This window comes from Tistrella bauzanensis, assembly GCF_014636235.1.
Lineage (GTDB): Bacteria > Pseudomonadota > Alphaproteobacteria > Tistrellales > Tistrellaceae > Tistrella > Tistrella bauzanensis.
In genome coordinates, this window is sequence record NZ_BMDZ01000027.1 from 16,689 (window position 1) to 43,537 (window position 26,849).

Here is a 26,849-nt window from a genome sequence, read left to right on the forward strand (position 1 = left end):
GGAGACCCGCGCCATGTCTGTCGCCTCCCTGTATGACGCCTTCGTCCGGGCCACCGCCCAGGGCACGATCAGCGCCACCATTCTGCCGCTGATGGGCAAGCTGACCACGGCGCTGGGGGTGACGGCGCTGCCCCTGACCGACGGCGACCCCGTCCGTCTGTCGGCAGCGGCCCGCCTGACCGGCAAGATCACCTGGGCCGATGGCACCTCGTGGACGCTGACCCTGGTCGGCACGGTCGACGACGACCGGCGCGACGTGCTGGAGATGAGCCTTCTGGCCCGCACCGCCAGTGGCAAGGTGGTGCTGTCGACGCTGGTCCCCGACCTGCCCACCTCGCGCATCCCCTCGCCCGATGTCGGCGGCACGCTGATGCTGGGGCCGTCGATCATCGGCGATCTGGGGCCGGAACAGGCCGGCGTTCTGGTGACCGCGGTCGATGACGGCACCGCCGATGTGCCGCCGGTGGTGCTCTCGGGCAATCTGGTGCTGACCGGCACCAAGCTTGCGCCCTATGCGGCGGTGCTGGGTGCCACCCAGTTGAACCTGAACGGCACCATCGATCCGCGCGCCGATGCCGCGATCGCCGATAAAGTGAAGCTGATCGCGGTTTCGCCCACCGCTTCGACCGACTGGCCGAAGATGGGGGTGGAACAGGTCTCGCTGTCGCTGACCACCGATTATACCGATGTCTACAGCCTGGACGAGCCGCCGGCGCTGATCTCGGCGGTGCTGCTGGTTCTGGTGCTGACGGTGAACACCGGCCGGCCGCATGACGTGGTGGTGACGGTGCCCCTGCTTCAGTCGGACACGCTGTGGGACATCGACGGCAACATCGATCCGCCGCTGACCCTGTCGGACGGCATCATCGCGCTGTTGCAGCTTTTTCCCGGCACCACGCCCGATACCTTCAGCCTGCCGGCCGGTGTGGCGGCACTCGACGCCTTCGGTTTATCTAATCTGCGCTTCGGCATCGAGACCACCGGCGGCGACCTGCCGCTGCCGACCGGCATTTCCTATACCGGTGCCACCATCGTCTCGACCAGCCCTTGGGATCTGCCGATCCCGTTCATCCGCATCGAGGAGGTGGGTGCGAGCTGGCTGGTGCTGTGGGGCACGCCGAAAAGCCGCTGGAGCGGCAGCCTGTTCGGCACCATGCGCTTCGGCTCCAAGACCGGCGACGGCGAGGTGCCGCCCGGCCAGGAGGTCACCGATAATTCGGGTAACCCGGTCTATCTGGATGTGGTGGTCGGCCTGCCCGATCTGACGGTCGAGGCGACCACGCGCGGCGCCATCGAGCTGGACCTTGCGGCGGCGATGTCGGTCTTCTTCCCCGGCACGCAGCCATCGGTCAGCGCCTCGCTGATCATCGACCGGATCACCATGGGCGCGTCGCTGCCCGCCAAGACCTATGGTGCGACGCTGGTCGCCCATGGCGATTGGGAAATCCCGATCGGCGACGTCACCTTCACGCTCGACAACGTCACCTTCGAGGTGACGGTCAGCCCGTCGAAGATCTGGGGCGGGCTTGCCGGCATGGCCGGGGTCTATGTCGGCGGCGAGCAGATGACCATCCTGTCGGCCGGCGCCTATTATCCGGGCGATGGCAGTTGGACCTTTCAGGGCGGGCTGGCGGTCGGCACGCTGAACCTGACCGAATTCGTCTATGCCTTCCTGGGCCAGACCGCGCCCGACTGGCTGCCCGATCTGGAACTCACCCGGCTGTGGGCCAGCTATTCCACATCCGCGGGCAACCCCTATGCGGTGTCGGCGGCGGTGGCGGTGCGCTGGGATCCTGAGATCCTGGGCGTGAAGCTGGCGCTGATTGCCGAAGCCGATATCAAGCGGCGGCCAAAGGCGACCGGCCCCACCATGCAGGCCGCGCGCGATGTGCTGCGCCTCGATGGTCTGGCAATCAACCGGCCACGCCTGCACAGCCTCGTCATCACCGACGCGGCCGATGGCGATGCACCGGTGATGATCTATGAAGGGTCGGTCAAGGGCTCGTTCGAGCTGAACAACCTGATCGTCACCGTCGGGCTGTCGTTCCTGTCGGCCGAGATGACCTGGCTGTTCCGCCTGCAACTCGACAAGTTCACCCTGGAGGCCCGCACCTCATGGACCGGCACCGGCGACAAGCGCCATCAGGTGCTGACGGTCGAGATGCAGGGCGTCACGCTGGGCGCGATGATCGAGAGCTTTGCGGCACTGGCCAATCCCAACGCCAATTATCGCCTGGAATCGCCCTGGACCTTCCTGAACAGCATCAATCTCGGCCATTTCACCCTGGTCATCGACCCCACCGAACAGACGGTGACGCTGAACTACACCGTCAATCTGAAGCTCGGTTTCATCACCATCAAAACGGTCGGCATCCGCTATGACCGATCGACGGGCGAGCCGCAGGTCAATATCGAGATCACCGGCAATTTCCTCGGCAAGGATTATGGCCGCGAGCCGGGGATGTCGCCGCTGGGATGGGACGCGCTGAACGACAGCCCACCCGCGGTGCCGGGCGCCGGCAACTCGCTGGTCGACCTGCGCTATATGGGCTTCGGCCAGCATGTGACGCTGGACGGCCTGACCCGGCCGGACTCGCTTGCCGACGTCATCAAGCTGATGCGCCAGCAGTTGACGCCGATGGACGACCCGTTCCGCAACCCGCTGGACCAGCCCAGCGGCAACACGCTGCATTTCGACGAGAACAGCCAGTGGCTGATCGGGCTCGACATCACGCTGATGGGCACCGTCACCGTCAAGCTGGTGATGAACGACCCCAATCTCTATGGCGTGCTGATCGCGCTGGCCGGCCCCGAAGCCGGCGGCCTTTCGGGCTTCAGTTTCGAACTGCTCTACAAGAAGGTCACCGACGACATCGGCGTGTTCCATGCCCGGCTGCAGGTGCCGGACATGTTCCGCCAGCTCGATTTCGGTGTGGTCGCGATCACGCTGGGTATCATCACCGTCGACGTCTTCACCAACGGCAATTTCAAGGTCGATCTGGGCTTTCCCCATGCCCGCGATTTCTCGGTCAGCTTCGGCCTGCAATACGGGCCGTTCCTGGGCAAGGGCGGCATCTATTTCGGCCTGCTGAACGGCGCCACCTCGACCCGCGTGCCGGCCATCACCAACGGCACCTTCTCGCCGGTGCTGGAACTGGGCCTGGGGCTTGCGGTCGGTATCGGGCGCGAGTTCAACAAGGGACCGCTGAAGGCCGGCCTGTATCTTCAGGTCGAGGTGGTGTTCGAAGGCGTGCTCGCCTGGTTCCACCCCAACGACGCCGCCGCCTCGAAGGCGATGTATTTCTGGGCGCAGGGCACCGCCGCCCTGGTCGGCAAGGTCTATGGCAAGGTCGACTTCAAAGTCATCTCGATCGATGTCAGCTTCGAGGCCTATGCGGCGGCAACCCTGACCATGGCCGCCTATAAACCGACGCTGATCAGCATGAGCGTGGGGGTGCGGGTCAAGGCGTCGATCAAGATCGTGTTCGTCAAGATCTCGTTCTCGTTCTCGACCAGCCTGGACGTGTCGTTCACCATCGGCTCGGCTTCGACCACGCCCTGGGTGCTGTCGGCCGACCAGTCGGGCCGCAATCTGAACGCGGCGAGCGGCACCGGCGGCGCGGCGCTGGGGCGGAATGCCGGGCTGTACGACGCTCTGGGCATCACGCCGCTGGGCAATGCCTCGCGCAGTGTCGGCGCGCGCTATCGCCGCCGTCCGGCCGATATGACCCGGATCACCCGCACCCTGACCCGCGCCCGGCTGGCGGCCGCGCGCCGGGCCGGTGGCGACATGCGTGACCTCGACCATCCGCTGACCCGGATGATGTCGATGCTGGCCGACGACAACGGCATCACGCTGGCGACCGATCCTTGCGCCGATGGCAGCTACCGGCTGAACTTCTCGGCCGATGCCAAGGTCTATCCCGACGGCGCGATCGAGCGCCTGGACGTGCGGATGGTGCCGGGCTTCACCATCGCCGATCTGCCGGTCGACTGGCCCTCGGCCGATCCGGTCACTGGCGACGCCGATCCGGCCTATAAGGTCGTGCTGATGCTGTCGATCGACGGGCCGCAGCCGGTCGAGGCGGAGACCCTGCTGATGGCCCGCACCGGCGCCATCACCGCGACCGCGCGCGCCGCCGAACAGCAGGAGACGTCGTTCGCAGTCCTGGCCGAGGGCCTGTTCCGCTGGGCGATTTCGGCCATCGGGCTGGATCCGCAGACCGCCACCCTCACCGCCGGCGATCTGGCGGAACTCGCCGCCCAGATGGATTGCCCGCAGACCTTCGCCGAGGGTTTCTCGTTCACCAATCTGAACGGCTTCCTTGCCAACAATGTCGATGTCCGGCTGTCGGGCATCCCCGCCGGCGACGACCCGGATGTCATCGGCGGTGTCAGCTTCCCGATGCCGCCGGTGCTGGGCTGGACCAGCCCCGACCTGCCGCCGCCCGAAAACGACCGCAACTTCGCCAACTGGCAGCCGGTCGACAATGCGTATGCCGCCCGCATCGCCACCTATTTCCGCAAACTGTCGCCCCAGCCCATGGGCACCGACGGCGGCGATGGCGGCGGCGGGATCGACGACAACGAGCCGCTGTCGTCGGTGATCTTCCGCGAATACATGCTGCTGATCGCCAAATCCATGGTCCAGGCGGCGGAGAACCTGTTCGCGCGCTTCCCCGTCGAGATCGACGACACATCCACTTTGGCCGGGATTGCCGACGGCTTCCCCACCATCACCGTGCCCTATGTCATGCATCTGGGCGATACGGTCGATCAGGTGGCCGCCACCTATGGCTATGGCACGGCCGAGCTGCTGGCGCTGAACCCGGGTCTGGCCGACACCCTGGATACGGCGGTGCCGGGCCAGATCCTGCCGATCATCCTGGGTGTGACCCCTGAGAGCATCGCCGCCGCCAATCCGGAGCGGTTGCTGACCGCCGCCAAGACCATTCATGCCGCCGCCCTCGACACCCAGATCCTGGATGGCGAGACCGCGGCCGGTCTGTGCGCCCGGGTGGGCGCTGTGGTCGATGACTGGCTGGCGACCATCGCCGCCCTCGATGTGCCGACCATCACCCGCGCCGGCGCGCCACTGGCGCTGCCGCAGGCGAGCTTCCCCAACCCCACCGCGCTGACCCTGACGCAAGCCGCAGCCCTGTTCTATGTCCGCGTCAATGCCGGCACGCTGGCGGTTGCCGCCGTGCCCGAATCCGCCTGGTATGGCGAGGCCATCGTTCAATTGACCGGCGACAGCATTGGCGCCGATGGCAGCCTGCCCGCGATCGTGATGCTGCCATCTGCCTATGACACATTGACCGATCCGGTGAGCTGGACCCGGCTTGCCGGCGACACATTGCCGCTGCTGGCCGCCGTGACCGCGCTGTGGCAGAACCCCACAGCCGATCCGCTGTTCGCCGCCTGGCTTGCCAGCGTTCAGGCCCTGAACCCCGGCTACACCACCGGTGCGGTGATCATTCCCGCCGCCGACACCGCGCTGCAACCCGATGAAGCCCTGCGGGCGCTGGCCGCGCGCCTGCTGATGGTCGCCGACCCGACCGCCGACCCGGCGGTTCCGACCGCCGGATTCCGCGGGCTGGTCGCGCCGGCCGATATTCTGGCGCCGCTGGCCGACGTGACCGTGACCAACTGCACGCTGACCACGGCTGACGATCAGACCCTGCGCGATTTCGCCACCACCTATGATCTGGCGATCGAAACCGTCGGCCGCATCGGCGCCGACGTCGCCGGGCTGATCCGGCCAGTTGCCGACAAGCCGCTGATCGTGCCGACGCTGGCGGCGGTGACGCTGGACACGCTGATGCCGGCGCTGACAGCCGACGCGCCGGTGCGCGACGTGGCGGGGCAGGTGTCGCGGTTCATGCTTCATGGCCAGCGCCTGCCGGTGCCGGGCAGTGACGATGACGATGTGCTTGGCGGCCTCTATGATCTGGTCGGCCAGCAGGTCACCGGCCCCGCCCCTGATACCGAACAGCCGCCCGAGACGGCACGACTGACCGTCACCATCACCGAGACCGTCGACACGCCCTGGCTGACGCTGGTCGCGACCGAGACCGCGCCACCGGATGCCGATATGGCGATGCTGACCGCCGGCCGCGCGGATTTCGCCGCCCGCAACCCGGCCGCCGCCGCCGGCCATCTGCGCCCGGGCATGATCCTGGAGGTCGACGACGCCGACAATCTGGTCATCACCGTGACCGAAAAGATGCTGGGCGACGGCTATCCCTCGACGACCCTGACCCCGGTTCTGTATGCGCCGCCCACCGCGCTGCAATTGTGGCAGGACGTGCCCGTCCGCCACGGCCTGCCGCAGATGGTGATGTGGCAGGTGGCGGCACGGCCCGACCTGCCGGCGCTTGGTGCTGGCAATGGTGCCGCCGCCGTCGGCATGCCGTCGTTCTGGCCGTTCACGTCGAACCTCGCCAGCCTTGCCGCCAGCACCGACACCGGCCCCTGGCAACTGTACCGGGCAGACCCGGAACAAGGCCCCGACGCGCCGGCGATCGCGATGAAACGCTTCACCTGGGCGACGCTGGTGGATATCACCATCAACCGCGTGCCCGGCCGGCCGCACACCGTGGAGGTGATCGGCGCCGATACGGCGGGCCGGCAGTTGCTGCTGGAATTGTGGCAGTACTTGGAGGCCAACGCCGCCACCGACGATGCCAGCCTGTTCTTCGGATTCCAGTTGTCGCCGGCGGCCGGTCTGGCCGGCGGGCTGGCATCGCCCACCATCGACCGCAACGCCACCTATCTGGTGCGCACCAATCTGTCGACCGAGACCCGGTCGGGCAATGTCAGCAGCGCGCGCAGTCTGGCGCTGGCCGATGGCGACACACCGCCATCGGGACCGTATTTCGCGCCCCTGTCGAATGCGCTGGGCTTCCTCACCCTGCTTTGGGAAGCGAGCGTCGTCGGCGGCGGCGGCTATTGGCTGGACATGACCGATGCCGACGGCCAGGGCTTCAGCGACGAGATCTGGGGCCCCGACGGCAATGCGGTGTTCACGATCATGGCGGTGCTCGACAGCCAGTCGGGTGCCGACCCGGCGCGGCGGCTGCACAGTTTCAACACGGCGGCCCTGGTCGCCGACCCGGTCGACACCTCGGCGACCGCCCTGTTCGTGGCCGCCCCCGACGATCGCGATCAGGTGCGGCGCGCCACCGTGGCACAGGGCAATGTCGGCTTCACCATGGGGCTGACCAACCCGCCCGATACCGGCGACAGCCCCGAGCTGACCGCGCGGCGGCTGTATAATCTGACGGGCTATCATCTGATCGACACCGCCGTGTTCGCGGCCAGCAATGACGGCCAGCCGGTGAACGGGCAGGTCGATGACGGCACCGCGCCGATCGACGCGCTGCGGATGCAGAAGCGCGTCCGTGCCGAGGATGCCACCGACGACAACCAGACCGTGGCCCAGATCATCCCCATCCACCGCTATGCCAAATCGGCGAGCGTGCCGACCATCCCCGGCCTGCCGCCCGCGGCCGGCGACCCCTATGCCGGTATCTCGGCCCCCGGCCGCACGGCGCCCCCCACGGCCACCGTGACGCTGGGCTTCCATGACATCTTCGGCAACAGCACGAGCCCGGCCGCCACGCAAGGCGTGGAACCGGTCGCAGAAGGAGACGCGTGATGAGCGCCGCGATGACCGTTACGGCCGACGCGGCCATGCCCGGCAGCGTCGACATGACCGTTGGCTACACCGATCCGGTGATCGGCGTGGCCGCCTGGCCGGTGACCACGGCATCCTGGGCGATCCAGCCGCCGGCCGAAGGCCAGAGCGGCGCCGTGCTGGCGATGCGGGTGGCGATGCAGCCCGGCGGGCTGGTGCCGCCACCGGTGGCGGCCGGTGATGCCGCCGCAGCCACCGCCACCGATATCGCCAGCCGCTTTGGCGCGGTGTGGTATCAGGTGATGCAGCCGGATATGCAGGTGGTGTTGTCCACCGCGCTCAACCAGCCGGCCGGCGGCGATCCTGTGGCGCTACCGACCACGATCAGCGGCCTGCGCGCCCATGTCTCGGGCTGCTATGCCTTCTCGGCCGCCGCCGCAAGCTTTGCCGCCGCCTTCGCCGACCCGGCGGTGACCGCGACGCTGGCCGATGTGGTCGACCATTACGGCCTCGACTGGCAGGCGCTGGGTCTGGCCGCGGGCGAGCGCCTGCTGGGCAGCCTGCTGGTGCTGCCGGAAAGCGGGCTGCTGGTGCCGTCTTTCGCGGTGTTCCAGGCCGGCGGCACCGTGGCGGCACTGGTGCCGGCGCCGCTGGACCCGGCAGCCGTGCTGGGCGACGACGACAATATCGTGCTGCCGCTGAACCCCGGTTCCGAGCTGGTGGTGCCATCGGCCGAACGGGCACAGCCCGAAGACGGCTTGCCGTTGGCCGATCTGGCCCTGGCCCTGAACATCACGCTCGCCAGCCTGGTCACCGCCAATGCCGACCGGCCGGGCCTGCTGGCGCCGGGCTTCGTGTTCTCGGCGCAGGGCATCGAGGTCGAGGTGCCGGCCACGGGTGAGCCCGGCGCCGATGCGACGTTTGAGGACATCGCCCTCGCCTTCACCGAAAACGGCGTGCCGTTCGATGCGGTGATGGCGGCGGGTTCCAGCGCCGAGACACTGGGCATGTTCCGCAGTGGCGTGACCCTGACCGTCGATCGCCAGATCATCGCCGCCGGCTGGACGCTCGCCACCAACACCACCACCATCGACGCCACCACCCTGGCCGGGCTGAACACCGCCACCATCGACCTGTTCCCGGCCGGTGTGCCGCTGTTCCTGAAGGCCGATGCGGTGACCGGGCTCGACACCGCCCCGCTCGGCGCCACCGCCCGCGCCTATGCGATCGAGCCCGGCGACCTGCTGCGCCACAATGCCGGTCTCGCCCCCATGACGCCCGCGCCCGATGGCAGCGCCGGGCTGCCGGTGGCGGGCCTCGCCGCCTGGAGCCTCGATCCGGCGGATCTGCGCATCCCCTATCGCATCCCCGGCGGCCAGACCATGACCGCCATCGCGGCCCTGTTCCTGGCAGCCAGCACCGCCGACGGCATCACGCCCGAACAGGCGCTGACCCAGGCCAACCGCGCCCTGCCCGGCACGGTTGCCGGCGGGCGCACGATCACCGTTTCAGGCCAGCCGCTGGCAACCGAGGCCGGCGACAGTTTCGACGACGTCATCGCCCGCGCCGATCCGCCGGTGACCATCATCGATTTCGCCGACGCCATCGCCGATGATCCGCTGGCGCTGGCGGCGGGCGGATTGCTGCTATGCCCGCCCGCCGTGCTGGACGCGGCCGGGCCGGCAACGCCCGCCGATCTGGTTGCACGCTATGGCGTCGACGCAACGCTGGTGCTCAGCGCCAATGCCGCGACGCCGGGCGTGATCGCCGCCGGTGTGACCTTGAAGCCTTCGCCGGTTGCCGACACGCCGACCATCGTCACGGCCGCGGCCGACAGCATGAACGCCATCCTGCACCGCTTCGCCGCCGCTGGGATCGCGGTCACCATCGGCGATGTCGTACAGGGCAATCCCGACACCGCCTTCCTGGCCGCTGGCGCGCAACTGCTGCTGCCGCCTGTCGACACGACCCTGACGGCAGCCTTCGGTGAGGGTGGCTGGCAGGTGCCGGGGGTGATCTTCCCGCTGCGGAGCTGGGTGACGCTCGCGCGCAATCCCGATCTGGTCGACCCCGCCTTTCGCGGCACCGATGCCGTCCCCGGCCCGGTGGTGCAGGAGGCGAGTCCGCTGGCCGCCGCCCGCAGCGCCACGCCGGAACGCCAGGAAAACGGCGCCGTCACCCTCGATGTCTTCGCGGCCGCGATCGAGGAGGTGATCGAGGGGCTGAAACTCGCCACCGGCCGGGTGCTCTCGGCCGAACGCGACCCGTCGCCCACCGATATCTGGGCGGTGTCGTTCATCGATCCGGGTGGCATCACCCAGGTCGACATCGCCCCCACCAGCGAGCTTGAGGGAGTTGAGGGCAAGCAGCCGTTCAGCTTCGCGCTGCGGCCGCTGTCGAACACGCTGGAAGCCGAAAGCGGGGTCGAGATCCGCACCCTGGACCCCGCGACCGGCCAGTGGGGCGATACCAGGATCCTGGATTATCAGGGCGTCGACCTTGAGGTCTGGGCACGGGCGTGGTTGAGCGGGATGGACCTGATCTGCACGGCACCCTATGCCGCCCCGGCCTATCGGGTGGCGCCGTCGGCGCTGGAACAACTGCTGGCGGCCAAGAAGCTGCTGGCCTGTGCTGTCGCCGACGGGCTGTCGCCGGTGCTGGTGGAGCAGGAGGAAAATGGCGGCGAGATCGGCGGCGCCGCCTGGACGGCCGCGCGCGAGGTGCTGTATCAGCGGCTGCTGAACCAGCTTGGCCCCGCCTATGACACCACGGCGATCCTTCAGTTCACCGCCACGGTCACGGCACCGACAGAGGCCGCCACCGCCCGGCTGTCGGGCGCCGGCCGGCTGGATCCGCTGAACGAGGCGGCCCGCCGGCAGCGCGCCGCCGCCGGCGACGACCCCGATGCCTGGCGGGTGTCGCAGCTTGGCAATGCCAAGACCTGGCTTGCCGATACCACCAGCGGCACGGTGTCGTTCCCGCTGGATGTGGCCCAGCCGGCGCGGCATCGCGCCGTGGCGCTGGACCCGCGCTATGCCGTCAACGAGATTGAATTCGACATCAGCCCGGTGGTTGCGGGCTATGACAAGTCGAACTGGTTGAGCTTCGTGCGGGTGTTCGACCAGCACCCGCCCGACGCCTTCACCGCCGATCTGGGCGCGCCGCTGGTGCCGGTGCCGCTGCGCGCCTATCCGGACCTGCCGGCGCTGGTCTCGCAGCAGGCGTTGACCGCCGACAACCCGACCACGGTCGAGGCTGCGGTGCACTGGTCCTATGTCTTCACCTACACCCATCAGAGCGCCGCGCAGGACCAGATCCATATCGAGCTGGAATTCAACCGCCAGCCCGAAATGGCCCTGCGGATGGGCATCGACGACGACACGCTGTTCGCGGCACTGGCCCAGTATGGTTCGGCGAGCGATACGCTGTGGCAGATCCTGGCCGGGCTTCAGGGGCCGGACGCGACCGCGGCGAACACGGTGCTCGCCAACACGCTCGGCACCTATGCCGATCTGGCGACACGGATTTCCGGGCTGTGGTCGGCCTGGTGGGGTGTCGGCAGTTGTGACGAGATGGTCGCGGCACAGGGCGCCATCCGGCCGGCCAATACCGGGCTGGTGCATCCGTCGCGCACCGCCGCCGGCGCCCGGCGTCTGGCGGCACAGATCCGCGCCGCCAATGGCATGGATGCGGCGACGGGCGCGGATGAGGCGCTCACCGTCGGCGCGCCGCATGAATTCTATCACTATCTGGCGACGCTCGATGCCGGGGTGGTGACGGTTCAGGGCGTGGATATCGACGTCTATCTGACCCTGACCCTGCAACAGCTCGATGCCGATGGCAGCATCGCCTGGCCGGAGATCACCGTGATCCGCGACGACGGCGTGGCGGTGGCGCTGACCGGTGCCGAGCCCGGCGCCACCAGCCGGGTCTACAGCTTCCCGACCGACGACCCCGACAAGCTGGTGCCGGCCTTCACCCGGCTCGGCTTCCGCTACACCATCGGCGGCCTGCACATCGCCCATTACCAGAACGCCAATGCCGGGGTGTCGGTGATCCGCAATGCGCAATTGCTGGGCACCGGCGGGCCGGATACCTGTTCCGCCTTCATCTATCGCACGCCGCAGCTTGGCTTCCCCGAACCGCTGGTGCCGCTGATCACCATCGACAAGCGCCTGGCCATCGGCACCTGGACCACCGATCCCGCCACCAACCCGCTGACGGCGGTGTTCAACGCCATGTTCGACAACGACCCGGCCGGCCGCGAAATCGCGGTGGCCGCGCGCTATGGCTATGCGCTGGTGCCGGGCGAGACACCGATCGAAACCTTCCTGCCGGTGGCCCTGCACCCGCGCTATACCTATGATCAGGCAACCACGGTTCAGGGCATCATCACCGCGGTGGAAAGCTGGGCCAGCGCCGCCCAGCCGGTCACCACCGGCGGCTTGTGGGGCTTCGGCATCAGCATGTATTCCAGCACCGACCCGGCGCTCGACCGGCCGCTGCTGGAACTGCAACGGCTGGTCTCGCCGATCGCGTGAGCCGGCGGGCGGCACACATTGAGGACGCCACACCGTGCCGGCCGGCGCGGTGTGGCTCCCTCATATCCCCCACCAGGCTCGCGCGGCACTCCGGCGGATCGACCGGATGTCTCTGGCATTGTCGGATTTATTGATTATATTGAAGACAGATGCCTTGTCTGGAGCCTATGCCATGTCTCGCACCACAACCATGACCGTCCGGCTCAGCGGCGCGTTGAGCGATTTCGTCGCGGCGAATGTCGGCGAGGACGGATCGTATGAGAATATCAGCGAATATGTCCGCGATCTGATCCGGCGTGACAAGGAGCGCGCGGAAGCGGCCGCCTTCGACCGCCTGAAGGCGGAACTGACCCACGTCTTCGCGGCCCCGGACGAGAGCTACAAGCCGCTCAGCGCCGCCGATGTCATCGCGCGCAACCAGACCGCCGAATGACGGTCCGCATCCAGGAGGCGGCATCCCTCCGGCTCGACGACATATACCGCTATACACGAAGCCGGTGGGGCAAGGCGCAGGCGGATCACTATATCACCGGTATGTTCCAGGCTTTTGAGGCGATCGAGCGCCATGGCGTCCGCTCAAGACCGGTGCCGGCGGAATTCGGCGTCGACGGCTATTATTTCCGGTATGAACGACATGTCGTGTATTGGCGGCGGCTGCGCAATGGCGATATCGGCATCGTGACGATCCTGCATGAACGCATGCACCAGATGGCGCGCTTCAAGGATGATGCGCCGGAATAGCTGATGGCTGGCGGCGAGGTCGGCATGGATCGCCGCGAGAAGATGTCTCGGCGCTTTCACCATCATGCCAACTCAGCCCATGACAACCCGCCCCGGATCATGTAGCAGAACAGGCGGCCCATAGGGCGCCACCCATACGGTGCCGGTATGTCTGTCAGGGTTGGAGGGGTTGCATGAACGCGGTCGAGATCGAGGAAGCGGTATCGGAACTGGCCGGCGCACCGTTTGACGCCACGGAATTCCCCTTCGCCTTCCTTCAGGCCTTCGGCATGAAGGAGACCACGATCAAGCGGCTGCGCAAGGGCGATTCCAACGCATCCGACGTGGCCGGTGGCGTGCTTCAGCGCAACAATATTCACATCGCGACCTGTGCGGCCGGTATGGTGGACGCCACCTTCCAGGCGCTGCGCCACAGCCCGAAGACCACCTCGGCGCGGGCGAAATTCATTCTGGCGACCGATGGCCAGACGGTTGCGGCCGAAGATCTGATCAGCGGCGAGACCATCGCCCCCGACTATCCGAAACTCGCCGAGCATTTCGCCTTCTTCCTGCCGCTGGCCGGGATTTCGACGGTCAAGGAGATCCGCAACAACCCGGTCGACGTGAAGGCGACCGGGCGGCTGAACAAGCTGTATCTGGAACTGCTGAAGGACAATCCCGACTGGGCGCTGGACGCGCGGCGCCCGGCGCTGAACCAGTTGATGGCGCGGCTGATCTTCTGCTTCTTCGCCGAGGATACCGGCATCTTCCTGCCGCAATTGTTCACCCGCACCATCGAACAGATGAGCGACAGCCGCTCTGGCAACACCCATGAGGTGCTGGCCGAGCTGTTCCGCGCCATGGACACCCCGCCCGCGCGGCGCGCCGCCGGCCGCTTCCGGCCCTGGGCCGACCAGTTCCCTTACGTGAATGGCGGGCTGTTCACCGATGCCACCGATGTGCCGCGCTTCAGCCGGCTGGCGCGGTCTTATCTGCTGCGCGCCGGCGAATTGAACTGGCAGGAGATCAACCCCGATATCTTTGGATCGATGATCCAGGCGGTGGCCGATGATGCCGAGCGTGGCGCGCTGGGCATGCATTACACCAGCGTGCCCAATATCCTGAAGGTGCTGAACCCGCTGTTCCTGGACGATCTGCGCGACCAGCTTGCCGCCGCGGCCGACAACACCCGCAAGCTGCGCAACCTGCGCCGGCGCCTTGCCCGCATCCGGGTGTTCGATCCCGCCTGCGGTTCCGGCAATTTTCTGGTCATCGCCTATAAGGAGATGCGGGCGATCGAGCACCAGATCGTCCAACGCACCGGCGACGCGCCGAAAAGCGTGATCCGGCTTGAGAACTTCTTCGGCATCGAGATCAAGAACTTCGCGGTCGAAATCGCCCGTCTGGCACTGCTGATCGCCGAATTCCAGGCCGATTGCGTCTATATCAGCCAGCACGAGGCCCGCGCCATGGTGCTGCCCCTGCACCGCACCGGCCAGATCCACGCCGGCAACGCCCTGCGCATGAACTGGCTGGAGGTCTGCCCGCCGCCGGCGAAGACGGTGGTGGTGGAGCAGGATCTGGCGGGACCGACCGGGCGGTTGGCCTTGGAGGATAACGGCCTGGCGGATGGTGGCGAGGTGGAGACTTATATTTGTGGGAATCCGCCTTACGTTGGCGACAAAAAGCAATCCGCCCTCCAGAAATCCGACATGGGATTTCTGTTCTCCCATAGAACAAATCGATGGAGATCGTTTGATTATATCGCAGGATTTATATTCAGTGCTGCAAACTATACTTCTGTTTGTGATTTTTCCTCGTCTGCTCTTGTTTCCACTAATTCTATCTGCCAAGGAATGCAGGTTGCGCAGTTTTGGCCCCTAGTACTCGATCGCATCCGTATTTCCTTTGCTGTTTTATCTTTCAAATGGTCAAATTTGGCTTCAAATAACGCTGGCGTTACCTGTGTTATCGTTGGCCTATCTGCGCATTCCGTGAGGAACAAAATACAGATATTTGACGGAGAGATATCACGAGAAGTAGAAAACATCTCACCCTATCTCACAGCCGGCCCTTCCGTCTATGTTGAGGCTAGATCAAAGCCAATATCCATGGTCTCGGAGATGCTTTTAGGAAATTTCGCCAAAGATGGTGGACATCTACTCGTAGGGCATGACAGCTTGCCTACTTTAGATTTAATTGCAGCTAAATTTATAAGACCTATATTTGGAGCCCAAGAATTCATTCGAGGACTAAAAAGGTACTGTTTCTGGATTGATGACCTTATGGTAAATACAGCAGTCAAAAGCCCATTGATCGCCGATCGCCTTCGTAAAGTATCTGAGACGCGAAGAAATAGCTCAAAAAGAGAGACTGTAGCGTGGGGCGATCGCCCACATCGATTCGTAGAGATTCGGTCGCCGCAATACAGACGCGCGATAATAATTCCTCGCGTAAGTTCAGAAGAGAGGGCCTATTTACCCGCCGGACTCTTGACAGATAGGGCAATAATTACCGAAGCATTTGGAATTTACGATGGTCCACAATGGAATTTGGCAATCATTGTATCACGTGTACACCTCGTCTGGATCGCCACCGTCTGCGGCAAGATGAAAACCGACTTCCGCTACTCCAACACCCTCGGCTGGAACACCTTCCCGGTCCCCAAGCTCACCGAGCAGAACAAGGCCGATCTCACGCGCTGTGCTGAGAATATCCTGCTGGTTCGCGAGGGGCATTTCCCCGCGACCATCGCCGAGTTGTATGATCCGGAGAAGATGCCCGATGATCTGCGCCGGGCGCATGACGAGAATGACGAGGTGCTGGAGCGGATCTATATCGGCCGCCGGTTCCGCAACGACACCGAGCGGCTGGAAAAGCTGTTCGATCTGTATACGAAAATGACCGCCGATACGCCGCGGCCGAAGAAGAAGACCAAAGGGAGCAGCGCCGCATGAGCACCGGGACGATCACCGGCATCGCCGCCGCCATCGCCGACGACGCCAACCCCACCAACCGGCGCAGCCTGCCGGCGGTGTCGATCACCACCGCCCAGACCGGCGTGTCGACCCGCGCCAATGAGATGGGCATGCGGCCGATGCAGGAGCGGGTTTATGCCCATCGCGGCGAACAATATCTGCTGATCAAATCGCCGCCGGCCTCGGGCAAGTCGCGGGCCTTGATGTTCATAGCGCTCGACAAGCTGCGCAATCAGGGGCTGCGGCAGGCGATCATCGTTGTGCCGGAACGGTCGATCGGCGGCAGCTTCGCCGACGAACCGCTGACCCGATATGGCTTCTGGGCCGACTGGGTGGTGCGGCCGCAATGGAATCTGTGCAACGCCCCCGGCATCGATGAGGCACGGGTGGCGAAAAGCAAGGTCAAGGCGGTGGCGGCGTTTCTGGCCAGCGGCGATGCGGTGCTGGTCTGCACCCATGCCACCTTCCGCTTCGCGGTGGAGGAACTGGGCATCGCCGCCTTCGACGACCGGCTGATCGCGGTGGATGAATTCCACCATGTCAGCAGCAATCCCGACAATGTGCTGGGCCAGCAGCTTGGCGCCTTCATCGCCCGGGACCGGGTGCATCTGGTGGCGATGACCGGATCCTATTTCCGTGGCGATGCCGTGGCGGTGCTGGCGCCCCAGGACGAGGCCCGCTTCGAGACCGTCACCTATACCTATTACGAACAGTTGAACGGCTATGACTATCTGAAGGCGCTGGATATCGGCTATTTCTTCTACACCGGCCGCTATCTCGACGCGATCACCCGGGTTCTGGACCCGGCGCTGAAGACCATCGTTCATATTCCCAGCGTCAATTCGCGCGAAAGCACCCGCGACAAGCACCGCGAGGTCGACGCGATCATGGAGGCGCTGGGCACCTGGAAGGGGCTCGACCCGGCAACCGGCTTTCATCTGATCGAACGGCCGGATGGCCGGATGATCAAGGTGGCCGATCTGGTCGATGACGATCCGGCCAAGCGCGACAAGGTGGCGGCGGCGCTGAAAAGCCCGGCCGCGCGCCAGGACCGCGACTTTGTCGACATCATCATCGCCCTGGGCATGGCCAAGGAAGGCTTCGACTGGATCTGGTGCGAACACGCGCTGACGGTGGGCTATCGGTCCAGCCTGACCGAGATCATCCAGATCATCGGCCGCGCCACCCGCGACGCGCCGGGCAAGACCCATGCCCGCTTCACCAATCTGATCGCCGAACCCGATGCCGATGAAACCCTGGTGGCCGACGCGATCAACGACACGCTGAAGGCGATCGCCGCCAGCCTGCTGATGGAACAGGTGCTGGCGCCGCGTTTTGAATTCACGCCCAAAAATGCCGGTGCCCGGGAGGATTTCGACTATGGCCCCGGCGGCTATGTCGAGGGCCGCACTAATATCGGCTTCAGCGAGGCATCGGGCCAGTTCCATTTCGAGATCAACGGCCTGATCACACCGCGCAGCCCCGAGGCGACCCGGATCTGCCGTGAGGATCTGAACGAGGTGATCACCGCCTTCGTGCAGGACAAGACCGCGCTGGAACGCGGCCTGTTCGATCGCGACGACACCCTGCCCGAGGAACTGACCCAGGCCCGGATGGGCAAGATCGTCCGCGACCGCTATCCCGATCTGGACGGCGAGGATCATGAAGCGATCCGCCAGCACGCCATCGCCGCGCTGAACCTGACCCAGCACGGCAAGGCGCTGGCCGAACGCGGCACCGCCAGCGACGCCACCCGCGCCAACACCGCGCTGATCGACGGCGTGCGCCTGATCGCCATGGATGTGCGCGACCTGGATATCGACCTGATCGACCGGATCAACCCGTTCGATGCCGCCTATGCCGTGCTGGCCAAGGCGATGGACGAGGCGACGCTGCGGCAGGTGCAGGCAGTGATCCGCGCCCGGCGGGTGAGCATTCCATATGACGAGGCCCGCGAATTGGCCTTGCGGGCGTTGAAATTCAAACAGGAACGCGGCAGGGTGCCCGACATCACCGCACAGGATGCCTGGGAACGACGCATGGCCGAGGGCGTCGCCGCCCTGGCCCGCTATCGCGCGCAGCAGCAGGCAAAGAATGGCTGAGCTTTCCGACGACGATCTCCTGGCGGCACTGGATGCTGTGACCGAGGCCAGGCCGGCGCGGGCGCACACCCCGCGTGAGGAGCGCATCATCGCCGGCTTCGAGGATATTCTGGCCTTTCATGCCCGTCATGGCCGGCCGCCGATGCATGGCGATGACCGCGACATCTTCGAGCGGCTCTATGCCGTGCGGCTCGACCGGCTGCGCGGCCTGCCCGATGCCTGCGCGCTGCTGGCACCGCTGGATACGCCCGGCCTGCTGACGGCGGGCGCAGATACGGGGCCCGTGGACACGGCCGTGGATGATGACGCGCTGCTGGCCGCCCTGGGCGGCGACACGCCCGCCGATGACGACATCACGGTTCTGAAACACGTTGCCACGCGGGAAGACCGCCGCGCCGCCGACGACATCGCCAACCGCACCCCCTGCCCCGATTTCGACCGCTTCAAGCCGCTGTTCGATCTGGCGGACCGGGAACTGACCGCCGGCATCCGCCAGACCCGGCCCTTCGGGCGCGATGCCCGCATCGACACCGGCGACATGTTCATTCTGGGCGGGCAGATGGTCTATGTCGCGGAAACCGGCGCGGAACTCCGTCAACCGGCCGGCAAGACCGATGCCCGGCTGCGGGTGATCTATGGCAATGGCACCGAAAGCAATCTGCTGCGCCGGTCGCTGCAACGCGCGCTGTACAAGGACGAGACCGGGCGGCGGCTGACCGGGACCGCCGCCGGCCCGCTGTTCGGCGGAACCTGGCAGGAAGACGACATCGAAAGCGGCACGATCTATGTGTTGCGCAGCCTGTCGGATCATCCATTCATCGCCGAAAACCGGGCGCTCATCCACAAGATCGGCGTCACCGGTGGCCGGGTGGAAGACCGCATCGCCGATGCGGCGCGCGACGCCACCTATCTGCTGGCCGCCGTGGAGATTGTCGCCACCTATCGGCTGGGCCGGGTCGATCGGCGCCGGCTGGAAAACCTGCTGCACCGCATTTTCGCCCCGGCGCAACTGGACCTGACGATCGCCGACCGCTTCGGCAACCCGGTGCGGCCACGGGAATGGTTTCTGGTGCCACTGCCGGTGATCGACGATGCCGTGGGCCGCATCCGCGACGGCTCGATCACCGATGTGGTCTATGATCCGGACATGGCCCGACTGGTCGCCACGGCATCCTGACTGGGGCCAATCACGACTAGGGACAATCGCCGCCTCGCCGTCACCACAACAAACGGGGCGGCACATCAGGCAGGATCAGTGTCGGCGCCCGACCGTCACAGATCTGGATCACATCACCGGCCCGATCACGAAAAGCCGCCGCTATCATCAATGCCGTCGACATCCAATGCGGTGTCATCGACGGCCAGGCTGTCGAGCGCGGGCTTGTGCCAGATACGGCGATCGGTGGCGGCCAGAGGTGTACCGGGGTGATATACCAGAGCATCGGTCGCGGTCATGATATCACGCTTTCTCGACAGTGGCGGATTGTCTGCCGAGCGATATTTATCATCATACGATAGCAGGGTCTTTGGCTTTGTGACGAACCGGACACGATCCTGTTAAGTCAGGCCCGACCGATCAGGACGCCACCGCCTGAGGGGCTGGTGCGGCGCCACCGTCGGAGGTGCGGGTGATATAGGCGCGCAGGCGGGCCAGGCGGCTGGTCCAGTCGCGGTCCCAGGCCACCATGATCTGGTGGCGGGCGGTGTCGTCGTGGCCGTCCCAGCCCACATGGTCCAGCAACAGACGGGTGCCGTCGCCGGTGGACTCCAGGCGGATGTTCACCCGCGTCTGGCTGGCCCAGGCTTCATCGGCAAGCGCCAGTTCCAGCGCCGATGGCGGCGACCAGCGCAGCACCCGGCCGCGGATATCGCGGCCACGGTCGCTGCCGTCGGCACGGATCAGCACGCCGCCGCCGGCACGCTGGGTCAGCGCCACGTGGCGACCCCACCATGCCTCGATATGGCGCGCACCGGTAAGCACGTCCCAGACACGGGCCGGGGCGACGGGCAGATCTGTTTTCAATCGTATGGTCTTGTCGGAAACCGTCACGAATATGACCTCCGGGCTGATGGCGCGGCAGGCGTCGAGGGTGTCGCAGATGCGGCGGGCGGGGGCGCGCAGCGCTGCGCCGCCCGTGCCCCCGTCACCCTGGCCTGCCCATGGCCGGTCTCTGCCCGGCCAGGCAGGAACCGGTTACTTGCGCAGGCCGTCGCGCACGGCGTCCTTGGCCTTGCCGTATTCGCCCTGCACACGGCCGGCAGTCTTCTCGACGCGGCCCTCGGCCTCGGTCTGGCGGTCGCCGGTCACACGGCCGGCAACTTCCTTCACCTTGCCCTTGGCTTCGCGAACGCCGCCTTCGATACGATCCTTGTCCATGATCAGACTCTCCAGTTTGTGGGGCCCGCCCTTGGTGGCCGGGCCGGTGGGAGCGTCGGATGAACCGCCCGGTCGGACGGCTCGTCCCGCTTCCCACCACAAGGTCGGCAAGGGAGAGCCAATGCGCAAGCGGGTGACGGACGAAGCCACGAAGCGCCCCCTGTCCTGTCACAACCGCATCGCAAAACGCAGGATACGTCCGAATTAAGCCACGGCCACGCCCCCGTCAGCGCGCGCCCAGCACCCTCAGCGCCCGCTCAAAACCTTCAACGCCCGCCTAGAACCTTCAACGCCTGAGCGGCGGCGGCGGTGCGGTTCTCCACCCCCAGCTTGGCGAAGATCCGTTCCACATGCTTGTCGACCGTGCGCGCGCCCAGTTCCAGGATCTCGGCGATCACCCGGTTGGGCTTGCCATTCGCCACCCACAGCAGCACCTCGGATTCCCGCGCCGTCAAGCCGAAGGCCTCGCGCAGCAGATCCTCGTCGCGCACCAGCCGGCCCTCGGTCAGGCGCAGCAGGATTTCGTCGGGGCCAAGCCGGCCGATCAGGGTCAACTGAACGGCGCCGCCCGCCTCCACCGCCAGCGTCAGCGGCGCCGCCTCGGCGGCACCCGGCACCGCCAGCCAGGTGGCTGCCTCGGGCCCCAGGCGGAAGCCGGCCGCGAGCCCCGCGGCCGGCCCCTGCCCCGGCGCGGCATTGCCGGCACAGGTGGGGAAAGCTGCCGCCAGCCGCGCCTCGGCCTGCGGCGTCGACCACAGCAGCCGGGCATTGCCATCCACCGCCAGCAGATGGCGGCCGGTGGCATCCAGCGCCGCCCGCGCGCTCTGTGCCAGCCGGGCATTGGCCAGATGGGTGCGGATGCGGGCGATCAACTCGTCGGGCACGATCGGCTTGGCGACATAATCCACCCCGCCGGCGGCAAAGCCGCGCACCACATCCTCGGTTTCGGCCAGCCCGGTCATGAAGATCACCGGCACATGGGCGACATGCGGCCGGGCCTTCAGGCGGCGGCAGGTCTCGAAGCCGTCCATGCCGGGCATCACCGCATCCATCAGCACGATGTCGGGCGTCACCCGCCTGTCCGCGGATCTGCGTAGCGAGGCGCGAGTTGCCAGCCCTCCGCGCCCTCGACGAAAGCACCGGTCGCCGCCAGATGGCGCGGCAGGGTCAGAACATCGGACGGTTTGAAGGGTGGAAGATACAAGGCATAGATACTGGCCACCACCAGCCGGGTCCGCGCCGCCCGTTCCGGTGTCAGGCAGTTCGCCAGCAGATCGACGACGACGGCAAGCTCGGAGGCCCGCGTTCCGGACAGGTGAATGAGGTGCTGGTCGACCATCGGCGCCATGGCCGCCCGGTCCGCCGGCTTGTAGGCCGCGGCACCCGATGCGCCCAGCACGATCAACTGATCCCGGCGGCCATGATCGGTGCACAGCCAGTAGAGCGACTGGGCGACATATTCGCGGGTATCGAGAAAGCGGTCGGCCGAGGTGTCGACCGGCAGCACACGGATCATGCCAGCAACCACGGCCAGCATCAGCCAGAACAGGCCCGTGGCAATGGCCACCACCATCACCGGGTGCCGGACAGGCCGGCGCGGCGCCCTAGAACCGCGCATAGGCGAACTCCGGGATCACATCCGTGCGGATCGATGCGATCAGAAGCAGCACGCAGATCGCCGCGGCAAGCCCCAGGCACGACCGCCAGTCGGCATCGATCCGCGCCGTCAGCCCTTCGGCCCGGATCGACAGATGCCGCCAGACGAGCCCACCCAGGAAGATCGCCGGCACCACCGGCAGCAGGACCAGCAGAAAGACCGGGCGTGGGGCCAGCGCCGGCGGCGGCGCATCGCCATAGAGCCACATGTAGATGGCAACGAAGCTGGTCAGGAACAGATAGCACGCGACGGCCGATCCGGCCCGATACCAGGACCGCCCTTTCAACCGCGTCCAGGCCGAGGAACCCAACGCCGATTTCAGGCCCCAGCGCCAGGCGCGGTTCCAGATCATGCCAGCGCCAATCAACAGCCCGATCGCCACAAAGCCCAGGCTGACGTCGTGCCACAATCCAACCACCACGAAGGTGACCAGCAGGCCGATCATGGCGTGGACCTCCATGGCGCGGGCCGATGGCCAGCGCCGGCACAACGCCGTGACAATGGGGGTGAAGATATAGTCCCTGTACCAGTCCGACATCGTGATGTGCCAGCGCGACCAGTAATCGAGCAGCGCGTTGGCCCGGAAGGGGTGTCGGAAGTTCTCGGGCAGAGACAGCCCCGCGAGCCTGCCCAGACCGATCACAATATCCATATAGGCCGCGAAATTCAGATAGAGACGGATCGGGAACAATGTCGCGGCCAACACCTGGAACGTTATCGTCACCAGCGCCGGCCCGTCGCGGCCCACGGCCACACCGGCCATCGCCGCCAGGTCGACGCCGATGACAGTGCCGTCAGCCGCCTGTTTCATCAGCCAGTCCTGCGCCAGATCGATCAGCGGCAGCGCGATCAGGATCTTGGCATATCCGGTGGCGATCCGCCCCAGTGCGGCGACACGTGCCCCACCCTGGGCGGGCGCACGCCGTTCAATGGCGTCGAGATGGTCGGGAAAGCGTTGCAGCGGCCCCGACAGGAAGGTCAGGAAAGACAGGTTGACATTCAGGTAGTCGAGACCCGTCACCCTTGGCATGCCCTTTGGATCCACGGCCACGTCCACCAGGATGTGGATCATCCGCGACAGCACATAGGCCAGCCCCAGAATGCCGACGATGCCCATCAGGTCAGGATCGACCAGCAGAATGCCGCCGGCATGGACCGCCACGAATTCGGCCAGCAGCACGATCAGGCCCGGCACCGCCCCATACCAGCCGAACCGACGTGCCGCCAGCGTTGCCATAAAGCCGGTCGCAACGAACCCGGCCAGAAGCCATAACCGGGCGGGATCCAGAGACAGGGCCAGAAAGATGATGCTGGTGGCCGCCAGAACCAGCTTGAAGTGGCCGGACCGCATCGGAATGGCGGCCAGCCCTGTGAACAGGGCAGCCAGAGCCAGGAAGACAGGCTCGACGAAAAGCATAGACCCACACCCTGACCGGTCACGCGGCCCTGTCTGTATTGTTGCCGGACCATTCGCGGAGCTTTATCATGCCGGCCGAAACCAGTCCAGATGGAGACGTCGACATCATGTCCCGCCTTGCACGCATCAAGGAAATCCTTGAAGAAACGCTCGACGTCGAAGACCTCACCGTCACGCCGGAACTATCGGCGGCGGATGTGGATGAATGGGACAGCCTTAATCACATCCGTTTCATCGTGGCGATCGAAGATGAATACATGATGAAATTCACGACCAAGGAAATCGCCGGCATGCGTAATATCGGTGACCTGATGGCCACGATCGACGCCAAGGCTGGCAGATGAGACCGGCGAGCAGATGAGACCGGCTGGCAGATGAGACCGGCCATCCATGGCCATCAGGGGGACCGGGTCGCGATGATCACGGTCGAGATGGTCGCCCTGATCCGCCGCGCCCGATCGAGGGCCACACCGGTCGCGGGCAGAAGATCCACACGGGTCACATCGAGGCCGGCGGCGGCCGTCATCTCGACCACCGCCTCAGGGGTCTCGAACAGATAGATATGATCCGGTGCCGGGCTGTTGACCGGAACATTCAGGAATGCCCGCCCTCCAGGCGCCAGAAGATCGCGGATCGTCTCCAGCGCCAGATCGGGCCGTTCCAGATGCTCCAGAACCTCGCTCAGCACGATGTTGTCAAAGCCCGCATCCGGCCGCGCGTCCGGGTCGCCGATATCCACGGTCACAAGCTCCACCGGTTTTGCCAGACCCAGGCATTCAAGCGCCTGGGCGCTGCGGGCAAGGCTGGTCGGGCTGACATCCCAACCCGAGATGGCGCCGCATGCCGGATCGGCCGCCGCCAGCGCCAGCAGCAACCCGTGTCCGGGTCCGATCTCCAGGTGGCGACAGCCCGGTCGGCTCCCCGCCAGGAAAACCGCGCGATAGAGCACGATCGCATCGGCATGATTGCGCCACAACACCTGCGACAACAGGATGCCATCCAGATACGGACGCATCTCTTCAGGATCAGCATAGATAAGCGCCTCGACCTCGGCGAAACGCTGCAAACGGTAGCCACCTGTCCGGCGGAAATGAAGCTCCTCATCGTTGATCATCCCGCACATCCGGCGATAACCATCGGCAAAGCCGCCGAGCGAGGCGCCACAGATCGCGCGGATCGCCGTCGCGACCGGGTCCAGCGCGGCGATGCGCTCCGGCGTCTCTCCGCGAAAGCGCCGATGCAGGAACGCCTCATGCTCAGGCCAGACCACCAGCACGGCATCGACGATATCCGCGAGGGCAGGCGAGATGGTGGCAAGCTGGGCTAGGTTCATCGCGTTCGACATCCAATCGGTCCGGTGCTGCGTCACCCGATCATAGGATACCGGCTCCCGACACAGAAGGCCTCGACACAGAAGGCCTCGACACAGAAGGCCTCGACACAGAAGGATGGAGGATGACCAGCGACACCCTCGACGCCCTGCCATGGCTTCCGGCCCTGCCCGGTCGCCTGCGGCCGGAACTGGCATTGGTCGACGCTGCCGCCGGCCGTTCACGGGCGGAAGGGCTGCTTGCGCTGCGCCGGCTTGCCACCCACCGCCTGTCCCTGCCCCAGATGGCGCCGCTTGCCCGTCTGGCCGACCGGCTGATCGGTGACGACGATCCGGCACCCGCCTTCCGCGCGCTGCGGCTCGCCATCCTGTCCGACACCACCAGCGCATTCCTGCCCGATGCGATCCGGGTCGCGGGTCTGCGTCATGGCCTCGACATCAGGGTGAGCGTCGCGCCCGACAACCAGATACCAGCCACGCTGAATGATCCGGGAGCCGCCGTGTTCCGCGCGGCCCCGGACCTGGTTCTGCTGTCGCTGGACCGGCGGCGACTGCCCCACTGGCCCGAGGACGGCGCCCCCGACACATCGGGCCACGCGCTTGATCTGGTTCTGGCGCATCTGGCGATGCTGCATGATCGCGCCGCCGCCACGACCGGTGCCACGATCATGGTCCAGACACTGCCGCAGATGCCCGCGGCACTCTTCGGTCATTTCGATCGGCGGACGGCGTTGTCGGCGCGCCGGCGCATCGATCAGGTCAACCAGTGGCTCATTGACTGGGCCGAGGCCAATAATGCCGTTCTGTTCGACCTGGCGGCGTTGGCCGAGACCGTGGGCACCGCCAATTGGCACGACCCGCGCCAATGGCACTGGTCGAAAAGCGCCATCTCAACCACGATGCTGCCGCTCTATGCCGATCACGTCGCGCGGATCGCCGCCGCCCGTGCCGGCCTTGCCCGACGATGCCTGATCCTTGACCTCGACGACACGCTGTGGGGCGGCGTGATCGGCGACGACGGGCCAGAGGCGATCGTGATCGGTCAGGGTGACCCCGTGGGCGAGGCCTTCCTGTCGGTGCAGCGGCTGGCATTGGACCTGCGCCGGCGCGGCGTGGTGCTGGCCGTGTCGAGCAAGAATGATGAACATGTCGCCCGCAAGGCGTTTCGCGATCATCCCGACATGCTGCTGCGCGAGAGCGACATCGCTGTTTTCGTCGCCGACCGGCGCGACAAGGCCACACAGGTCGAGGACATCGCCGCCCGCCTGGAATGGGGCGTCGATGCGCTCGTCCTGCTCGACGACAATCCGGCGGAGCGTCGGCAGGTGCGCGAGGCCTTGCCCCAGGTTGCCGTGCCCGAGCTGCCCGACGATCCGGCCTCGGTCCCCGACCGCCTGCTCGCCGCCGGCTATTTCGAGGCGGTCACCGTGTCCGAGGAGGATCACATCCGGGCCGGGCACTATACCCGCATGGCGCGGTCGGGCCATCTCAGGCTCGGCGATTTTCAAGCCTATCTGCGCGCATTGGACACGCGGATCGAGATGACAGTTGTCGATGCCGCATCACGTGGACGCGCGGCGCAGCTTATCAGCCGGTCGAACCAGTTCAATCTGACGACACGGCGCTATGACGCGGCAGCGCTCGCCGCAATGGAAGCGGCAGGGGACACGACGGCCTTCTGTATTCGCCTGCGCGACACCTTTGGCGACGCCGGTATCATCTCGGTCGTGATCTGCCGCGCCCACACCCGCGGTGATATCGACCGGATCTGGGCGATCGACACCTGGCTGATGAGCTGCCGGGTGCTGAACCGTCAGGTCGAGATGGCGGTCCTGGCGAAGCTCGCCGCATGCGCGCGCGCGCGACACATCACCACGCTCACAGGTCTGTACCTGCCCTCAGGTCGCAACGCCATGGTCGCCGGCCACTACGCCGCGCTCGGTTTCACGGCCGCGCCCCATGATGCATGGCCCCTGGCAGCCGGCGCCCCGGACCTTCCGGCCGATGCAACCGTCTGGCGACTGCGGGTGGCGGATCATGTCACGCCACCCGACTTCCCGATCACGATCGCCGGATGACCGTCAGCCG

At 66.2% G+C, this 26,849-nt stretch carries 16 protein-coding genes; 9 read left to right on the top strand and 7 right to left on the bottom strand.

The features are described from left to right. Positions 1–13: 13 nt before the first annotated feature. The 7 genes from IEW15_RS12320 (at position 14) to IEW15_RS12350 (ending at position 19,157) form a co-directional block, all read left to right on the top strand. Positions 14–7,660, top strand: a complete 7,647-nt coding sequence (locus tag IEW15_RS12320) for a tail protein X (protein WP_188578271.1) — start codon at positions 14–16, stop codon at positions 7,658–7,660. Further along, positions 7,660–12,180, top strand: a complete 4,521-nt coding sequence (locus IEW15_RS12325; protein ID WP_188578273.1) for a hypothetical protein — start codon at positions 7,660–7,662, stop codon at positions 12,178–12,180. The genes IEW15_RS12320 and IEW15_RS12325 overlap by 1 nt, the downstream gene beginning before the upstream one ends. Positions 12,181–12,352: 172 nt before the next feature. Then, positions 12,353–12,613: a ribbon-helix-helix domain-containing protein gene (locus tag IEW15_RS12330; protein ID WP_188578275.1), complete on the top strand. Its 261-nt coding sequence runs from the start codon at positions 12,353–12,355 to the stop codon at positions 12,611–12,613. Beyond that, on the top strand, positions 12,610–12,921 hold the full coding sequence (locus IEW15_RS12335) for a type II toxin-antitoxin system RelE/ParE family toxin (RefSeq protein WP_188578277.1): 312 nt from the start codon (positions 12,610–12,612) through the stop codon (positions 12,919–12,921). The genes IEW15_RS12330 and IEW15_RS12335 overlap by 4 nt, the downstream gene beginning before the upstream one ends. Before the next feature lie 173 nt (positions 12,922–13,094). Beyond that, positions 13,095–15,857, top strand: a complete 2,763-nt coding sequence (locus IEW15_RS12340) for a class I SAM-dependent DNA methyltransferase (RefSeq protein ID WP_188578279.1) — start codon at positions 13,095–13,097, stop codon at positions 15,855–15,857. Next, positions 15,854–17,980 carry a DEAD/DEAH box helicase gene (locus tag IEW15_RS12345; RefSeq protein WP_188578281.1) on the top strand — a complete coding sequence of 709 codons (2,127 nt, stop codon included), beginning with the start codon at positions 15,854–15,856 and terminating at the stop codon, positions 17,978–17,980. Before IEW15_RS12340 ends, IEW15_RS12345 begins: the two co-directional genes overlap by 4 nt. Next, positions 17,973–19,157: a GIY-YIG nuclease family protein gene (locus IEW15_RS12350; RefSeq protein ID WP_188578283.1), complete on the top strand. Its 1,185-nt coding sequence runs from the start codon at positions 17,973–17,975 to the stop codon at positions 19,155–19,157. The genes IEW15_RS12345 and IEW15_RS12350 overlap by 8 nt, the downstream gene beginning before the upstream one ends. 125 nt (positions 19,158–19,282) lie before the next feature. On the opposite strand, the gene IEW15_RS12355 is transcribed toward IEW15_RS12350, so the two are convergent. The 6 genes from IEW15_RS12355 to IEW15_RS12380 all read right to left on the bottom strand — a co-directional run bounded on the left by IEW15_RS12355 (position 19,283) and on the right by IEW15_RS12380 (position 23,431). After that, the gene (locus tag IEW15_RS12355) at positions 19,283–19,435 is read right to left on the bottom strand and encodes a hypothetical protein (RefSeq protein ID WP_188578286.1); all 153 of its coding nucleotides are present in this window, start codon (positions 19,433–19,435) and stop codon (positions 19,283–19,285) included. Between the two features lie 121 nt (positions 19,436–19,556). Next, positions 19,557–20,030 carry an SRPBCC family protein gene (locus tag IEW15_RS12360; protein ID WP_229708048.1) on the bottom strand — a complete coding sequence of 158 codons (474 nt, stop codon included), beginning with the start codon at positions 20,028–20,030 and terminating at the stop codon, positions 19,557–19,559. A gap of 144 nt (positions 20,031–20,174) precedes the next feature. Beyond that, a complete protein-coding gene (locus tag IEW15_RS12365; RefSeq protein WP_188578288.1) occupies positions 20,175–20,357 on the bottom strand; it encodes a CsbD family protein in 183 nt (60 codons plus the stop codon). A 266-nt stretch (positions 20,358–20,623) separates the two neighbouring features. Next, complete coding sequence (locus tag IEW15_RS12370; RefSeq protein WP_229708049.1) at positions 20,624–21,430, bottom strand: response regulator; 807 nt, start codon at positions 21,428–21,430, stop codon at positions 20,624–20,626. Beyond that, entirely contained in the window at positions 21,427–21,975 is a 549-nt protein-coding gene (locus tag IEW15_RS12375; RefSeq protein ID WP_188578349.1) for a hypothetical protein, read from the bottom strand. The genes IEW15_RS12370 and IEW15_RS12375 overlap by 4 nt, the downstream gene beginning before the upstream one ends. Then, the gene (locus IEW15_RS12380) at positions 21,962–23,431 is read right to left on the bottom strand and encodes an MBOAT family O-acyltransferase (RefSeq protein ID WP_188578290.1); all 1,470 of its coding nucleotides are present in this window, start codon (positions 23,429–23,431) and stop codon (positions 21,962–21,964) included. Before IEW15_RS12380 ends, IEW15_RS12375 begins: the two co-directional genes overlap by 14 nt. A gap of 68 nt (positions 23,432–23,499) precedes the next feature. Here IEW15_RS12380 and IEW15_RS12385 point away from each other — a divergent pair, with 68 nt between their 5' ends. Beyond that, complete coding sequence (locus IEW15_RS12385; protein WP_229708050.1) at positions 23,500–23,775, top strand: acyl carrier protein; 276 nt, start codon at positions 23,500–23,502, stop codon at positions 23,773–23,775. Positions 23,776–23,828: 53 nt separating this feature from the next. Here IEW15_RS12385 and IEW15_RS12390 read toward each other — a convergent pair whose 3' ends face one another. Beyond that, the gene (locus tag IEW15_RS12390) at positions 23,829–24,776 is read right to left on the bottom strand and encodes a class I SAM-dependent methyltransferase (RefSeq protein ID WP_229708051.1); all 948 of its coding nucleotides are present in this window, start codon (positions 24,774–24,776) and stop codon (positions 23,829–23,831) included. Between the two features lie 110 nt (positions 24,777–24,886). Here IEW15_RS12390 and IEW15_RS12395 point away from each other — a divergent pair, with 110 nt between their 5' ends. Next, positions 24,887–26,839, top strand: coding sequence for an HAD-IIIC family phosphatase (locus IEW15_RS12395; protein WP_188578292.1), 1,953 nt, complete (start codon positions 24,887–24,889; stop codon positions 26,837–26,839). Positions 26,840–26,849 lie beyond the last annotated feature (10 nt).

What these genes read in the sequence shown, in the direction of transcription:
- IEW15_RS12350 (WP_188578283.1), top strand. Translation starts at nt 17,973, where the DNA reads ATGGCTGAGCTTTCCGACGACGATCTCCTGGCGGCACTGGATGCTGTG.
- IEW15_RS12380 (WP_188578290.1), bottom strand. Translation starts at nt 23,431, where the DNA reads ATGCTTTTCGTCGAGCCTGTCTTCCTGGCTCTGGCTGCCCTGTTCACA.
- IEW15_RS12395 (WP_188578292.1), top strand. Translation starts at nt 24,887, where the DNA reads ATGACCAGCGACACCCTCGACGCCCTGCCATGGCTTCCGGCCCTGCCC.
- IEW15_RS12340 (WP_188578279.1), top strand. Translation starts at nt 13,095, where the DNA reads ATGAACGCGGTCGAGATCGAGGAAGCGGTATCGGAACTGGCCGGCGCA.
- IEW15_RS12330 (WP_188578275.1), top strand. Translation starts at nt 12,353, where the DNA reads ATGTCTCGCACCACAACCATGACCGTCCGGCTCAGCGGCGCGTTGAGC.
- IEW15_RS12385 (WP_229708050.1), top strand. Translation starts at nt 23,500, where the DNA reads ATGCCGGCCGAAACCAGTCCAGATGGAGACGTCGACATCATGTCCCGC.
- IEW15_RS12375 (WP_188578349.1), bottom strand. Translation starts at nt 21,975, where the DNA reads ATGCGCGGTTCTAGGGCGCCGCGCCGGCCTGTCCGGCACCCGGTGATG.
- IEW15_RS12355 (WP_188578286.1), bottom strand. Translation starts at nt 19,435, where the DNA reads ATGACCGCGACCGATGCTCTGGTATATCACCCCGGTACACCTCTGGCC.
- IEW15_RS12390 (WP_229708051.1), bottom strand. Translation starts at nt 24,776, where the DNA reads ATGTCGAACGCGATGAACCTAGCCCAGCTTGCCACCATCTCGCCTGCC.
- IEW15_RS12345 (WP_188578281.1), top strand. Translation starts at nt 15,854, where the DNA reads ATGAGCACCGGGACGATCACCGGCATCGCCGCCGCCATCGCCGACGAC.
- IEW15_RS12325 (WP_188578273.1), top strand. Translation starts at nt 7,660, where the DNA reads ATGAGCGCCGCGATGACCGTTACGGCCGACGCGGCCATGCCCGGCAGC.
- IEW15_RS12320 (WP_188578271.1), top strand. Translation starts at nt 14, where the DNA reads ATGTCTGTCGCCTCCCTGTATGACGCCTTCGTCCGGGCCACCGCCCAG.
- IEW15_RS12365 (WP_188578288.1), bottom strand. Translation starts at nt 20,357, where the DNA reads ATGGACAAGGATCGTATCGAAGGCGGCGTTCGCGAAGCCAAGGGCAAG.
- IEW15_RS12335 (WP_188578277.1), top strand. Translation starts at nt 12,610, where the DNA reads ATGACGGTCCGCATCCAGGAGGCGGCATCCCTCCGGCTCGACGACATA.